15 protein-coding genes are annotated in these 14,858 nt (G+C 46.5%); 3 read left to right on the forward strand and 12 right to left on the reverse strand.

Going from position 1 to position 14,858, the window contains the following annotated elements:
• Window positions 1-8 precede the first annotated feature (8 nt).
• The 5 genes from DWW13_RS05345 to DWW13_RS05370 all read right to left on the reverse strand — a co-directional run bounded on the left by DWW13_RS05345 (window position 9) and on the right by DWW13_RS05370 (window position 6,107).
• Window positions 9-956, reverse strand: a complete 948-nt coding sequence (locus DWW13_RS05345; RefSeq protein ID WP_117887979.1) for a hypothetical protein — start codon at window positions 954-956, stop codon at window positions 9-11.
• An 83-nt stretch (window positions 957-1,039) separates the two neighbouring features.
• Window positions 1,040-3,277 carry an SF1B family DNA helicase RecD2 gene (gene recD2 / locus DWW13_RS05350; RefSeq protein ID WP_117887978.1) on the reverse strand — a complete coding sequence of 746 codons (2,238 nt, stop codon included), beginning with the start codon at window positions 3,275-3,277 and terminating at the stop codon, window positions 1,040-1,042.
• A 51-nt stretch (window positions 3,278-3,328) separates the two neighbouring features.
• Window positions 3,329-4,387 (reverse strand): YqaJ viral recombinase family nuclease, encoded by a 1,059-nt coding sequence (locus DWW13_RS05355; RefSeq protein ID WP_005333354.1) that lies wholly within the window; start codon window positions 4,385-4,387, stop codon window positions 3,329-3,331.
• Window positions 4,381-5,520 carry a transposase gene (locus DWW13_RS05360; RefSeq protein WP_117887977.1) on the reverse strand — a complete coding sequence of 380 codons (1,140 nt, stop codon included), beginning with the start codon at window positions 5,518-5,520 and terminating at the stop codon, window positions 4,381-4,383. The genes DWW13_RS05355 and DWW13_RS05360 overlap by 7 nt, the downstream gene beginning before the upstream one ends.
• Before the next feature lie 398 nt (window positions 5,521-5,918).
• The gene (locus DWW13_RS05370; RefSeq protein WP_425458801.1) at window positions 5,919-6,107 is read right to left on the reverse strand and encodes a 2-ketoisovalerate ferredoxin oxidoreductase; all 189 of its coding nucleotides are present in this window, start codon (window positions 6,105-6,107) and stop codon (window positions 5,919-5,921) included.
• A 192-nt stretch (window positions 6,108-6,299) separates the two neighbouring features.
• On the opposite strand from DWW13_RS05370, the gene DWW13_RS05375 reads away from it, so the two are divergent.
• From DWW13_RS05375 to DWW13_RS05385, 3 genes are all read left to right on the forward strand, one after another.
• Window positions 6,300-6,617: a helix-turn-helix domain-containing protein gene (locus DWW13_RS05375; protein WP_005333350.1), complete on the forward strand. Its 318-nt coding sequence runs from the start codon at window positions 6,300-6,302 to the stop codon at window positions 6,615-6,617.
• A gap of 381 nt (window positions 6,618-6,998) precedes the next feature.
• Window positions 6,999-7,193 carry a DUF3173 domain-containing protein gene (locus DWW13_RS05380; RefSeq protein ID WP_005333349.1) on the forward strand — a complete coding sequence of 65 codons (195 nt, stop codon included), beginning with the start codon at window positions 6,999-7,001 and terminating at the stop codon, window positions 7,191-7,193.
• Window positions 7,194-7,227: 34 nt separating this feature from the next.
• Entirely contained in the window at window positions 7,228-8,409 is a 1,182-nt protein-coding gene (locus DWW13_RS05385; protein ID WP_005333347.1) for a site-specific integrase, read from the forward strand.
• A gap of 77 nt (window positions 8,410-8,486) precedes the next feature.
• Here the strand turns inward: DWW13_RS05385 and guaA are convergent, their stop codons facing one another.
• The 7 genes from guaA to DWW13_RS19850 form a co-directional block, all read right to left on the reverse strand.
• Entirely contained in the window at window positions 8,487-10,031 is a 1,545-nt protein-coding gene (gene guaA, locus DWW13_RS05390; RefSeq protein WP_055218727.1) for a glutamine-hydrolyzing GMP synthase, read from the reverse strand.
• A 161-nt stretch (window positions 10,032-10,192) separates the two neighbouring features.
• Window positions 10,193-11,071, reverse strand: a complete 879-nt coding sequence (locus DWW13_RS05395) for an aldose 1-epimerase family protein (RefSeq protein ID WP_117761124.1) — start codon at window positions 11,069-11,071, stop codon at window positions 10,193-10,195.
• Window positions 11,072-11,161: 90 nt separating this feature from the next.
• Complete coding sequence (locus DWW13_RS05400) at window positions 11,162-11,641, reverse strand: S-ribosylhomocysteine lyase (protein WP_022462125.1); 480 nt, start codon at window positions 11,639-11,641, stop codon at window positions 11,162-11,164.
• Between the two features lie 28 nt (window positions 11,642-11,669).
• Entirely contained in the window at window positions 11,670-12,170 is a 501-nt protein-coding gene (locus tag DWW13_RS05405; RefSeq protein WP_022462124.1) for a GreA/GreB family elongation factor, read from the reverse strand.
• Between the two features lie 138 nt (window positions 12,171-12,308).
• Window positions 12,309-14,342, reverse strand: coding sequence for a carbohydrate-binding domain-containing protein (locus tag DWW13_RS05410; protein ID WP_118719500.1), 2,034 nt, complete (start codon window positions 14,340-14,342; stop codon window positions 12,309-12,311).
• The gene (locus DWW13_RS19845) at window positions 14,342-14,590 is read right to left on the reverse strand and encodes a hypothetical protein (RefSeq protein WP_055227235.1); all 249 of its coding nucleotides are present in this window, start codon (window positions 14,588-14,590) and stop codon (window positions 14,342-14,344) included. Before DWW13_RS19845 ends, DWW13_RS05410 begins: the two co-directional genes overlap by 1 nt.
• Window positions 14,562-14,795, reverse strand: coding sequence for a hypothetical protein (locus tag DWW13_RS19850; RefSeq protein ID WP_330418082.1), 234 nt, complete (start codon window positions 14,793-14,795; stop codon window positions 14,562-14,564). Before DWW13_RS19850 ends, DWW13_RS19845 begins: the two co-directional genes overlap by 29 nt.
• Window positions 14,796-14,858: the final 63 nt, after the last annotated feature.

A 14,858-nucleotide genomic window follows, 5' to 3' on the forward strand; every position in this document is an offset into this window, starting at 1 on the left:
GTTCTTCCTTAACCAGCCATCGGCATTGCTTTTTGTAAAATTACCTTTGCTGCCGCCGGAACCAGATTGTTCGGTCCGGAATATTGCTCGGCAAACCACTGGATCGTTGACGGGCTTTCAACTGCCACCTGTCCCATGGTCTTTCCGCCGTATTTTCCCTTTCCCGGAATCACAGTCCCGACTGCCATTTCATAGTTCATGTGTTTCATCAGTTCTTCTACCGGAAGGGACGTATCCAGATTCTGTAATGCTCCCTGCAGCATCTGTCCGGTCTTTGGCGGCGTAGAGGCAGCCGGAGCGGAACCGTAGCCAGGCATTTGTCCACTGCCATGGTAAATGGTGCTTCCCGCCGCCTGTGCCTGCTGATAGAACTGATTCATCATCTGCTGACCTGCATATTCCGACTGGCCTGGCATCTCTCCATAATTTGGCATAGCCGCCTTTGGCATGACACCCGAATCCGACATGGCAGCATTTGCCATGGCATCTGAATCCGGCATCTGTGGATTCTGATATGGAATTCCGGCATCTACCTGTGCAGGATCATTTTCCTCTCCCACATCCGCAAACTGCACACCATATCCAGCATCCGATAATGCCCTTCCTACGGCTGCTGTTTCCGCCATTTCCAGAAATTTGTCTCCAAACTTCGGATCATCGCTCCGGAATTTCTGTGAAAAGGAATTGGCTACATAATTGTCTTCCTGATCACATTTATCCAGATAGATACGTGCTTCCACAACTGCCATATTCTCTGTGAAAGTGATAATCCGGCTGATGATCTTTCCTGCAGGATTGACCAGACGAAACCAGAGCTTCCGGTATTTCACATCCAGATAAAGCTGCTCCTCCTGCCCTTCTTCTCCAATCTTTCTTGCCAGTTCCATCGGATGGAAGCCATCCACACGGTTTAAAGCGGCAACTGCCTCTGATTTCTTATACAATAATTCTTTCATTCTCTGCTCCTTTCATTTAGAAAAGCAGACGTTCCCCTATATAAGAGTAATAGTCCGCTTATTTCAAAAATTGAAAAATATTTTTAAACAACAAGTTTTAACTGCTCCATTTCCGGTTTCTGTTCACTCTGATACTGATCGTAATACTGTACGATCCGCTCACTCAGAATGGTGTTCCTTGTCCCGCTGTCATCCGTATGGATTGCCTGACAGACTGCAGCCCATTCCCCTACCAGATAAACCTTGCTTTTCGCTCTGGTCACTCCGGTATAGAGAATATTGCGCTTCAGCATCATATAAAAGGCTTTTACCCAAGGGATGATGACAACCGGACATTCGGAACCCTGTGCCTTATGGATGGTTGTTGCGTTGGCATGTTCGAGCATTTCCATCTGGTCAGCTTCATATTGCACCTGCCGCCCGTCCGGGAATCCGATCACTGCCCTGGCATTTCCATCCTCATCCGTGATACAGTCCAGTATCTTGCCCAGATCGCCGTTACTCGCCATCTCGGTATTTTTATTCTGTAAAATCTTATCGCCAACCCGGAACACCTGACTGCCGATATGCAGTTCCTTCTTCCCTGCGATTGGCGGATTTACAAAATCCTCCAGAGATTTGTTCAATTCATCCACTCCGGCAGCACTGCGTTTCCGATACGGAGTCAGGATCTGTACCTGATCCATGCCGTTTTTTGCAATCTCGTCCAGATAAATCCTCCGGACAATCTCTGCCGCCTCATCTGCTCCTTTGCAGGCAATGAACTGAAAATCCTCCCCAAAGCTCAGATTAGTCTTATTCTCCTGCATCAGTTTTGCATTATAAGGGATGCTGCTCAAAGCGCCCTGTCGGTAAACCAGATCCAGTACCGTGACCGGAATCAGCCCGCAGGCAATCATCTGCCGGAACACATCCCCGGCTCCTACCGATGGGAGCTGGTTCTTATCCCCGACTAAAAGGACTCTGGCATGTCTGCTTACCCGCCGGAAAAATTCATAGGCAAGATGCATGTCCACCATGGACACCTCATCTACATTTAAAAATCCGGCAGACAGGTACTCAAAATCCGGTTCAAAATCCGTATCATCTCCCAAAAGCCCCAGGGCCAGATGCATCGTGGATGCATTTTCACAGCCGGTACTCTCCACCATACGTCTTGCCGCACGTCCGGTCGGAGCCATAAGCTGTACCTCTGACCTGCATAACGCCTGATGGATATAGAGAATCACCTTGAGAACCGTTGTCTTTCCGGTTCCGGGACCTCCGGTAATAATACTGATGGGATGTGCAAACACCATCCGCACTGCCTGTTTCTGTGTTTCTGACAGCGTGATCCCCAGTGTCTTCTGTGCCTTTTCCAGCTCCAGTTCAATGGACAACGGAACCGGCTTTTCCAAAAGCCGTCTCGCTATCATGGAAGCAGTCTGCGTTTCTTCTTCATACTGCCGGATAGAATAGATCCGTTCTTCCTCCACTACAATGCTTTTTTGCAGCACCAGCCGGTAAAGCACCTGACTGACATCCTGCTCCGATACTGCCATGACCTGCAGATCCCGGTTCAGCATTTCCAGTGCTTCCCTGATAACCTCCTGACGCTGCTTAAACAGATGTCCATCTTTCATTGCCTGATTCATGATATGTCCGATGCACCCGGATATCCGCATGGGATCATTGAGTGCACAGCAGCACTGTCTTCCGATCGCATCCACAGTCAGAAACCCGAAGCCTTTGACTGCACTCAGCATGTAAGGGCGGTGCCGGATAATATCCACCGATTCATTTCCGAATTTCTTCAGAATCTTATTCACTTTTTTGGGTGTCACCTTAAAAGGCGCCAGAAACGTCATCAGTTCCCGGAACACCTGGTTTTTTCCATAGGACTCCACAATAGCAGAAAGCTTCTTCTCGGAAATCCCACGGATCTTTAAAAGTTCTTTCGGACTGTTTTCCATGATTTCCAACGTCTGAAGCCCAAACTTCCGGAAAATAGTATCTGCCATCTTGGGACCGATGCCTTTGACTGCACCGGAAGAAAGGTATCCTAAGATACCCTCCTTTGTCCGTGGTACAACCTCCATGAAATTTTCCACCTGATACTGGGTTCCATGCTCCCCGCTCTCCCATCTGCCTTCCATCTCAAGCTCAATCTCGTCTGTAAGCGGAAGACCGAATCCAATCGCTGAGAAGCCGATGATATTCCGGGATGCCAGATATTTGTCTCTGGCTGACAGGGGGACAGACGTATCCTGTGTGGTGAATATGGCAATCGTATACCCATTCTCCTCATTCCGGAAAATCTTATGTTTAAATCTGCACCTCATTGTTTATATCCCTCCAGCTTTTTACCCGCATCCGTTCATTTAGTTTTCTCATTACGCCGCCTCCTTCTTAATTCGGAAAGTACGGCTCTCCGTTGTTTTTGTATATTCCTCATAGATATCCGGATGCTGGTTTTTCAGCTTCTCCATCTGGTCTTTCCCAACCGAAGTACGTCTGGTCGGATTATAGGTAATACGGTAACGGTTCGTACCGTCCTCCAGCACTGCCTTGCAGCCCTGCCCCAGCTGTTCCACAAAAGGAACACTGATTGCCCGCTGTTCTGCTTCGATTTCCTTTTTCCGTTTTTCCAACTGTGACTTTTCCTCCGAAAGGGTAAGATACTTCTCAAGATTTTTTGATTCCAGACCGGAAAGCACAATTTCCGGAATAGATTTGTCTGCAAAACCACCATAATTACGGATATTTGCCAGAACCAGATCGGAATTCCCGTTATGCGGCGGTACTACATTTTTCAATACATGTTCCTGCCAGAAATACGTTTCCTGATCAATGATGTCTTCTTCCTCAATCAGATCACGCTCAATGGTGCGATACACAAACTCATTCTCGTTATTTCCATACAGGCATGCGATAAAGGCTTTCTGCATATTCATCACAGACAGATAATGCCTTACCTGCAGCACATAATGAGCTGGAATACCCTCATCAGCCCACTTATCTTTCGCATTATAATTGCAGGTTTTACATTCCAGAATCGCAAATGTCCCATCCGGCATACGAACAAAAAAATCCACATCTGCAAGCATGAACGGATATAATGGATGCCGGAACATGACACGTACCGGAAATACTTCCAGTCCGGTCTTTTTGGAAAAGATTTCTGCCACCAGATCTTCCAGCCGGTGTCCGACTTCCTTGGCAACCCAGTTGCTTTCCTCTTCCTCCTGAATGACCGGCTGCACACCTGTTTTGTTGTAAAACAGATCCCGGATAGTGGCAAATGGAGAGATCCCCATGATTGCCGCTACATCACTGCCGCCGATTCCTTTTTTGCGGTATTCCAACCAGTCTTCTCTTGACAGGTTACTGATATCCACAACCTTTTCCGGTGTATACTCTGCTTTGTTATTCATTCCAATTCCTCCTAACATTTGACTGCTCCATAAACGTCATATTTTTTCCAGTCTTTTATAAGCGCCTTCGTAATATCCTCCTCCAGCTTCAGGATGCCCTGTCCGGACATTCCTTCACAGGCTGCAAAAAAGGAGGCTTCATTCATGGCATAATAAAGATCATGTGCCGTACAGGCACCTTCCCCGTTCTGGGATACAAATAGCTCCACCACCTCATTCCGGATCTTCTGTTTAATGCCAAGTTCCTTCATCAGCAGCTTCAGGCAGTTCACCGGATTACGGATCTCAATGTCCATAAGCTGAGTAAGATTCTTCATCGCATCCACATAGCGGGCGCATACCTGCTCCAGATTTTTCCGGAAGTCCAGAATCGTTGCCCCTTTATCGTGAGCCAGCTTGATTGGACTTCCCAGACTGATAACGCCGTTTGGTCCGTCTGTCAAAAGCATCGGATACAGATTTGCACCGCTCGCTGCCACGTCAGATGTGGTAAAACGAAGTGCCGGTGACAGGATCTTCTCATCCATTCCGTGTGCATCCAGTGCTTTTCGGTAAGTATCCAGAAGTTCCTGACTTCCTCCGAGCTTCCACATGGCAGATACAATGGAATGGTCATAGATACCAGAGCCCTCCATGTAAACACTGCCTTTGAAATTCAGATTCAGATATTCGCAGGTTGTCTCAAACATGGCTTTCATATCAAGGATGCAATAATCATGTTTATCCCCGCCATGTACTGCGGAAACCTTTCCGTCCGCAATCTTAATCAGGGCATCCCCTTTTGCAACCCGCAGGCAGTAATTGACTACCTTCGCATATGTTGCCTTATCCAGCTTGCGAAGCCCGTCTCCATTGACACCTGCGCGGCTTAAAATGGTGCGGATGGCACAGTCACGTACCGGATAGGATTCTCCTCTCATTTTCAGTATAAGCTGCGTATTCTTCTCTGTATCCTCCAAAATTTCTTCCATGGATGCATCTGCCGCATCCAGATTTTGAGCCTCCTTTTCCAGTGGTGCCAGCCGTAACGTATTCGTTGGCTTTCTGATCCATTTGGCATTTCTTCCTCTCTCTGCCAGAAACTCCAGCAGATCTTTTACTTCTGCAAAGGATCTCTCAAATCCATCTGCATACACTCTTGCTTCATTCATGTTCTTATTCCACCTTTCTTAAAATAATATTTATCCATCAACAGCCGAAGCTGGTTGTGGCATGCAACTATGCCGAAACCTAAATGTAAGCACAAAAAAAGAATGAAAAGAGAGTCTTTTCTCTGTTCATTCTTAAAAGTCTGGTTTCTTCCTGAAAAAACAAAAGTGCCACGCAGCCAAAAAAGGCATACCGTGACACTCACTACAAACATAAACTACTTATGCCAGGAATCAGCTCCTGCTGTTTCCTGTAAGTTTGGAGATTCTTATGAATCCCGAAACTCCCCAAAAAGGGTGTGCATAAAATAAACTATATCAGTATACTAGCACAAGATATTCCTCATGTCAATTCAGGCTTATACTATATATGGTGTTTATATTTGTTCAAAATACTACATCTATTTTTCTACTACGAATTCAATCTTCTCTTTCAGATACTCCCGGCAGCCAAACCGAACCGTTCCACACTGCTTTGACTCCTCTTTCGCCTTTTCATTACAGCAGTCCAAGTAGGGACAATCGTTACATTGATTCCGCAGTGCTTCCTTCGCCCATTCAATTTCCTGCTCATTTCCTATAATCCGCACAGACATCCACTTCCTTTGCTATCATCATACCCCAAAATCCATTTTCTATCATCCATAATTTCTTTTTTTGTATCATTTTAGTAAATTACGGTTATATTACGGAATAATCACTATATTTCAAATATATCTCTATTTTATTCCGTAATTTGCTGTAAGTAAATAGTTTAAAATGTGGAAGAGAGGTGTAAATGTATGGATAAAAACTTTATTGGAGAACGCATCAGCGAACTGCGTTTAAAGAAAAATGTATCTGAATATCAGATGAGTCTGGATCTTGGCAAAAATAAAAGCTACATCCAGTCCCTCACTTCCGGACGTTCTCTGCCTACCATGCAGAGCTTTCTGGATATCTGTGACTATCTGGAAGTCACTCCTCAACAGTTCTTCGATTCAGAGCTGCACAATCTTCCTCTGATTGACAAAGCAACTGATCTGATGAAACAACTCGATGACGAGGATATGCTTGCGCTCATTTCCATGCTGAATCGTCTGGCTCTAAAACGCAAATAGATTTCCGTGGCTGCCAAATCAAGGCAGCTTTTATTTTTATCATTTTTTCTTAAAATTTTTCAATCTTAAAGAAAAGCCCCCTATTCCTTAATTGAATGGGTAATATATCCATTCGCCGTACCTTGAAAACAAAAGAAATCTTTCGGGAGATTGATATAGGTGACTGCAGATAGTTTGCATCTTCGCACGCCTGCAGCTTAATAGTTACAAAGTAACACCGTTTTACGTGGCCGGAACGGGCATAGGAACTGGCTTCTGAAAGAATAACATAGACTTTTGGGATTTTAGCTTATAGCGCTTTTATTAGAGAACTTTTACTCAAAATTTGATATAATAATAGACAGGTATCAAGTTGATTCCCTGTCTGTGGAAAGGAGATTCATGATAACTGTAACAAAAAGGGATTTGATTGAATTAGGCTACGGTCCTTCCTTTGCTGCTGATATTATCAAAAAAGCAAAGGAACTTATGGTAGAAAAGGGGCATACCTATTATCAATCCAGAAAATTAGACAGGGTTCCAAAAGAAGCCGTTGAAGAATTATTAGGGATTACTTTGCCCGATAAGCAAGAATGATCGTGCTTTTTGCATTTTAGTAAGGAGTGAAATCATGGCAAAAGATCCAATTAAAAAAGCAGAAAACGGCACTTATTATTTTCGAGCCAACCTCGGATATCATCCTGTAACCGGAAAACAGATTCAAAAATACCGCAGCGGATTCTCAACAAAAAAAGAAGCCCGTGCCGAGTATTCCAAATTGATTCTTGCATCAACGGAAGAATTAGCTGATAAGAAGGAAGACATTACCTTCAAAAAGTTTATTGAAGAAATCTATCTTCCGTGGTACAAAACTCAGGTGAAAGAAAGTACCTACAAGAATCGTTACTCGACCATTCAAAAACACTTTGCCTATTTCTACAAGAAGAAAGTGTCCGAAATAGAAGCGATAAATGTACAGACCTGGCAGCTCAAGTTGGCAAAACAATTCAGTCCAAACTATGTACGCATTGTTCAGGGAATGTTATGTTTAGCTTTTGACCGGGCGATTATCCTCGGACTTGCAAAGAAGAATCCTGCCCGCATGATCGGCAATATCAAATCTAAAAAAGTAAAGATCGACTTCTGGACTTTGGAGGAGTTTCAGAAGGTAATATCCCTGCTGTACAAAGGTGACTACTACGAGCACTATCTCTTCATCTCGTTCTGGCTTTTATTTATGACTGGAATGCGTATTGGAGAGGCTGCCGCCTTACAGTGGGATGATATTGATTTTGAAACAGGTATGCTGATTATTAGTAAAACACTGTACTATAAAACAATGAATGACTACAAATTCGTTGAACCTAAGACGCAGGCAAGCAACCGTACCATTTATATTGATGCTGATACCATCAAGGAATTACAAGAATGGAAGGCGGTCCAGGCAAAGGTTTTACCAAATTGTGGATTCGTACTGAGTTATAACAGTACACCCACCAGCAAAACAACGCTTCCAAGAGCATTAGAGAAATTGGCAAATTTAGCTGGTGTCCACAGAATCAAAATTCATGCCCTGAGACATTCGCATGCTTCCCTGCTTATCAGCATGGGCGAAAATCCACTGCTGATTAAAGAGCGTCTTGGACATGAAAAAATACAGACGACACTAGGAACTTATGGTCATCTGTATCCAAACACCAATATTGAGATTGCAAAGAAGCTGACCGGGGTTCTCAGCTACCAGTCAGCTTCTCAAAGTATTGCTAATTATACCAGTAATCAGCATACTGCAATGTATCACAAAGAAATATAAAAATGCAATGATAATGCAATTTCAAACACCCAAAGCCGCAAAGCCCCGTGGTTACAGGCTTTACAGCTTAGCTCCAACTATTCGAATTCGATCGTTGCCGGTGGTTTTCCGGTGCAATCGTACATGACGCGGTTGATGTGTTTGACTTCGTTTACGATTCGACTGGTTGTTCTTCCGATGACATCCCACGGGATTTCGGCGCTTTCGGCGGTCATGAAATCGGTGGTGGTGACGGCGCGGAGGGCGATGGCGTAATCGTAGGTTCTTTCATCTCCCATGACTCCGACGGAGCGCATGTTGGTCAGTGCTGCGAAGTACTGGCCGATTTCGTGGGCGATTCCGGCTTTGTCGATTTCTTCGCGCCAGATCGCGTCGGCGTCCTGTACCATTTTGACTTTCTCGGCGGTTACTTCGCCGATGATACGGATGCCAAGTCCCGGGCCCGGGAATGGCTGACGGAATACGAGGTATTCCGGGATGCCGAGCTCAAGGCCGGCTTTTCTTACTTCGTCTTTGAAGAGGTTGCGCAGCGGCTCGATGATTTCTTTGAAATCTACGTAGTCCGGCAGTCCTCCGACGTTATGATGGGATTTGATGACGGTGGATTCTCCGCCGACGCCGCTCTCTACAACGTCTGGGTAGATGGTTCCCTGTACCAGGAAGTCTACAGCACCAATTTTCTTTGCTTCTTCTTCGAAGACGCGGATGAACTCTTCGCCGATGATTTTACGTTTTCTCTCCGGCTCTTCTACGCCTTTTAATTTTGCATAGAAACGCTCCTGTGCGTTAACGCGGATGAAATTCAGGTCGTATGGGCCGTCCGGTCCGAAGACTGCTTCTACTTCATCGCCCTCGTTTTTACGCAGCAGGCCGTGATCTACGAATACGCAGGTCAGCTGGTTTCCGACTGCTTTGGAAAGCATAACAGCTGCTACGGAGGAATCGACTCCGCCGGACAGTGCGCAGAGGACTTTTCCGTCGCCTACTTTTTCGCGGATAGCTTTGATGGATTCTTCTACGAAGGAGTCCATGTGCCAGTCGCCGGCGCAGCGGCAGACATTGTATACAAAGTTGGAAAGCATTTTCTTTCCTTCTTTGGTGTGCAGAACTTCTGGATGAAACTGGGTTGCATAGAGGTTTTTCTCTACGTTTGCAACGGCTGCTACCGGACAGTCATCCGTATGGGCGATGATTTCGAATCCCGGAGCTGCTTTGGAGATGTAGTCGTTGTGGCTCATCCAGCAGATGGTTTTTTCGGATACGTTCTCAAACAGTGCGGAACTGGTATCTACAGTTACCTCAATTTTTCCATATTCTCTGACCGGTGCTACTTCTACTTTTCCGCCGAGCAGATGCATCATCAGCTGTGATCCGTAGCAGATGCCGAGGATCGGGATTCCAAGTTCAAAAATTTCTTTTGTATAAGTCGGGGAATCCGGCAGATATGCGCTGTTCGGGCCGCCGGTGAAGATAATACCTTTCGGCTGAATTTCTTTGATCTTTTCGATGTCTGTTTTGTAAGAATAAATCTCACAGTAAACGTTGCACTCACGTACACGTCTTGCAATTAACTGATTGTACTGACCGCCAAAATCAAGTACGATAACCGTTTCTCTTTTCAAGAACGTTCCCTCCTGTTTTTTCTTCTGTGCATGATGAACTACATGCGTTTTTTGGGTTTGATGCTAATTATAGTAAAGAAACCGTAAAATTTCAACCCCCGAAGTACAGGAATCGTGTTCTTTTCGCTGTACTTCGGAGGTTTTTCTTTTTTTTCGGGTCCTTATTCTCCGATGGTGATGGTGTAGCCTGCCTGGAAGGTTTCACCGGCTTTCAGGTGCTGTTCGCCGTATTTGTCTTTTAATTCGCCGTCAAAGCCGACGTTGTCGCAGCGGCCGATCCATGGCTCGAGGCACACGAACGGGGCATCTGCTTTTGGCTTGGACCATACGCCGACGCTCGGGAAGCCTTTGCAGGTGAGAGTGACATACGGTTTTCCATCAACTTCTACGCCGACGCGCTCGACCTGGGTGTTGTCGAAGATCAGGGCGTCCTCTTCGAAAAGAGTTCTGGTGTACGGGATTCTGCCGTCCTGAAGTTTCAGTTTTCTCGGATGTGCGACATCGACGCCTGCTGTTTCCGGGTCGATCAGGACGTATTCGAGTTCGGTCTCAGTGTGGTTTTCCAGGCCTTTGTTGAAGACGATGTCATACTGTTCCGGAATCATGAATGCAGGATGTCCGCCGACGGAGAAGTACATGTCATCATCACCGGTGTTTTCTACGCTCCAGGTTATGGTCAGGGTTCTGCCGGAGAGTTCCTGGGTTACGGTGAAGGCAAAATCGAACGGGTAGACTTTTTTTGTTTCTTCGGTCGATACCAGGCGGTGTACTGTTTTGTTTTCGGTGTTTTCGATGCACTCGAATTCGTTGTCGCGGGCGAAACCGTGCTGGCCCATCGGATATTTGACTCCTTTGTGGGTATAGAATCCACCGTTTACTTTTCCGACAAACGGGAACAAAACCGGTGCGTGGCGGTTCCAGAAGGCCGGATCTCCGATCCAGACTGCCTCACGGTCAGCTTCCTTATCGTAGATACTGCAAAGTTCTGCACCGTGATCGCTGATCTGCACACGCAGTTTTTCGTTTTCCATGGTTCTCATACTCTGTTTCCCCCTGTTTTCTTTCATTTTTTGTAACTATTCAGAGCCATGCGAAATTGCATGGCGCTGAATAGTTACCATTTTTAGAATTTATTCCGGATAGACGAGACGGGATTCATCAATTCCGTACAAAACCTCATCCAGGTATTTTTTGCCAAGGTAATTTGCCATGGACAGATTCATATCCAGATAGTTTCCGCAGTCTTTCGGAGATGCACCCGGGACTTCGCCCTTGAAATCGCGGATAAATTCATACATTTCTATTACGAGTGAAACGATATCTTTCGAGCTGTAATCACCGGCCAGCAGCAGGTAAAATCCTGTACGGCAGCCCATTGGACCAAAATATACGGTTTTATCTTTCCACTCTTCGTGATTACGCAGGAACGTTGCGCCAAGATGCTCGATGGTGTGGACCTCAGCGGTATTCATAACAGGCTCATCGTTTGGAGATGTCATGCGCAGATCGAAGGTTGTGATGACACTGTCACCTACGTGATCTTTTCTTGAAACGTAAATGCCTGGTTTAAGTTTGATATGGTCGATCGTAAAGCTTGCAATTTTTTCCATGACTGGTATTTTCCTTTCTTTCTGTCCTTTAATAGCTGCGGAGTTCATCATCGGTATCCGCAGTGTTTTCGATGGATTTGATGATGAGATCATAACTATAGGCATCGCTTACTTTTACAGTGACGCGGTCGCCGACTTTATGACCCAGAATGGCTTTTCCTAATGGCGAGTCGATACTGACGTATCCTTTGAGAGAATTACCACGAACGGTGGTGACAAGTTTGTAGGTTTCTGTCTCATCATCTTCTTCAATGTAAACCTGGACGGTATTGTTGATGCCGACTTCGTCGTCCTTTGAGGTATCTGAAATAACGTGAGCGGTTTTGATCATTTTTTCCAGATAGCGGATGCGGCTTTCGTTGCGGTTTTTGTCCTGTTTGGCAGCTTTGTATTCAAAGTTTTCGCTGAGATCGCCCTGGGCACGGGCTTCTTTTACAGCCTCGAGTTCTTTTGGACGGACAACCAGTTTGCGGTAGTCGATTTCTTCCTGCATTTTTTTAATATCGTTTTCGGTCAGTTTATCATACATGATTTTTCTACCTCTTTTCTTGTGAGGTTATTTTAGCACAGAATACGGTAAATTGGAAGTAGGAAGACAGCCACGGTAGAATCACTTTCTTACGCACCGGAACAGCAAATGTTCCGGTGCTGAATGAACTATAACGGTTCACTCAGCCGTGTCGCTTGGTTTTGAAGGCGGAGTTCCTTTGTTGTCGCTGTTATTTGACATTTTTCCACCTTTGGGATCGCTCATCGTTTTAACAGACCGGGTTCCGGCGGTGGTGATGATGTCCGTGAGGGTGATCTCTTCGTTGTCGGTACCGGCAGTCAGAGTATACGTTGCGTCCAGTTTCATTTCGGAACAGGTGAAAACAATGCTGGCGTAGGCTTTTTCGGGTGCAATCGTGAAAAGGGCACTTCCATCGCTGTCTGTCAGTGTGATGGTAGTGGCAGCGGACTGGGTTTCCGTACAGTAGTAGGTGATGACGGGCTGGGTAGAATCTTCGCTGAAGCTTTCTGTCATGCCGGCACTGCCGATGGCAGCCAAGGTTCCGCCGGTTGCAATTGCACTTCCGTCATAATCGAGGGCACTGTCACCATCGCTGGTCGGCCCGTACACGATCGTAGTTCCGCCGGTCACGAGAAGACCGCCGTTGGAATCAAGACCATCACCATCGGCGGATACGGTCAGGGTTCCGCCGGTAATTTTAATGTAAAGCTCAGAGTTGCCTCCACCGCCGGGGCCTCCCTGCATCTTCTGTGGAGCATCGCCGTCAGACGGAGCGTTCCCCGGATCGAAGTTCTGCGGCGCATTTCCGTCAGACGGAGCGTTCTCCGGATCGAAGTCCTGCGATGGCTGCATATCGCTGCCGTTTTCTGTATCAGGCGGCATTTGCTGAGGTTCCTTTCCGTCTGCCTCGCCGGATATGCTGCCATCATCACCGGAGTTTACGGCAGCACTGCTATCGTTGTTTGAGCTTGCGGCATTGCTGTCATCGTCACCGGAACCGACAGCATTGGCGCCAGGATTTATGGCGTTGACGCCATCGTCGCCGGAATTTGCGGCATTGATGCCATCGTCGCTGGCGTTTATGGTAATGTCACCGCCGTTGACCACGACGCGTTTTCCTTCCAGGCCTTCGTTGCTTTTTTCAACAAGGATCGTTCCGCCATGGATGACGGTGTCGAGCTCCGCATGGAAACCGTCGTCACCAGAGTTTACGGTGATGGTTCCATCATCGACAACGATGCTGCCGGTTGCATGGAATCCATCCTGTTCCGCCTCGATCGTAAAAATCCCACCAGCAATATAGATATTTCCAAGCTCTGCGTCATCCGTATTCTTCGCTTTGACCGCACTGTTTGCAGCATCAATGTCAAAGCTTCCGTTCAGAATTTTAATCTGATCTTTGGCTGTGATCCCGTTGTCCGCAGCGGCGATTTTGTAGGTTCCGCCGGTAATCACAAGGTCATCTTTGGATACAATCCCGTGCTTGTAGTCTGCCTCGATGGTCAGACTTCCTGTCCCGTTGCAGACAAGATTTGATTTGGAGAAGATAACGCCGTCTACCGTGTTGTCGTCAATCTGAGTGTACTCGTTTCCACCGCCAAGCGTGTTGCTGCTGTTTTCAGCAAGCGTGATGAAAACTTTGTCCGCTTCGCGAACGTAGATGGCAGCATTCGTCTTACAGTTGATATGGACTCCATCGAGTACGATCTGAACCTTGTCGGAATCGGATGCGTCTACGATAATCTGGCCATCCTCAAGTGTTCCGCTTACGATGTAAACGCCTTCTTCCGTGATGGTAATTGTGCTGCCATCTGCTTTGACTCCGCTGCCGGAGACGGTAGCTGTCGTCTTATTAAGTGTAATTTTTACGGCTTCCGACGCTTTGTAGCTTCCGCTCTTCTCACGGTCTGTGAATTCGGTGTCGATAGTGGATTCGGTCAGTTCCAGATCAAAATTAATATCGGAAGCACTTTCCATTGCATTTTCCGAATCTGTGCTCTCTGATGTGGTATCCGCGTTGTCGGCAGATGTTTCGCCGGTTGACTCTGTACGGGCAGATTCGGCATTCACAGAGCTGGAAGATGTCACTGCTGTGCCGCATCCGCCGAAGGCCAGCGATGATGCAAGAAGCAGGCTGACGACTGCGCCGGTCTCTTTTTTTCTGTTTTTTTTCTTTCTGTTTCGATTCATTATAATTCCTCCCTTCCGGTCTGCGCACGACTGCACAGGATTTCAAGGTTTCCGTTTCTGCAGCGGAGCTGGTCAATCATGTTTTTCTCTTCGCCTTCCTCGCGGAATACGATGCGATACTCCAGCTTGAAAAGACTTCCCATATTCGTGGTTTTTACCTGTACAAGCTCGCAACGGGTCAGATACCTGGTAAAGATATCGTCAAAAACACTGGTATAATCAAGGGACTCCGGTTCCAAGATTTCCATTGACGAGCATGATCACCATCTGTATGATCACAGGCATCAGAACAAGCGTGACAGCAAAGCTTTTGGTGCATTCACTTTTGTACCTGTAAACAGCAGCGATCAACAGTCCCAGAATCAGAGACACTGCTGTGCAGGCAAGGAACTGACCAAAGGTGAAGGCGGCGGTTGTTTCTGTAAAAACGGAACTGAATATTGTGTTAAGCATAGCAAATTCCTCCCAGAATTTTTTTATTTTCTTGTCTATTCAGAGCCCCATCTCGATTCCGCT

Origin of the sequence: Blautia sp. AF14-40 (assembly GCF_003479665.1) — a bacterium.
GTDB lineage: Bacteria > Bacillota > Clostridia > Lachnospirales > Lachnospiraceae > Fusicatenibacter > Fusicatenibacter saccharivorans.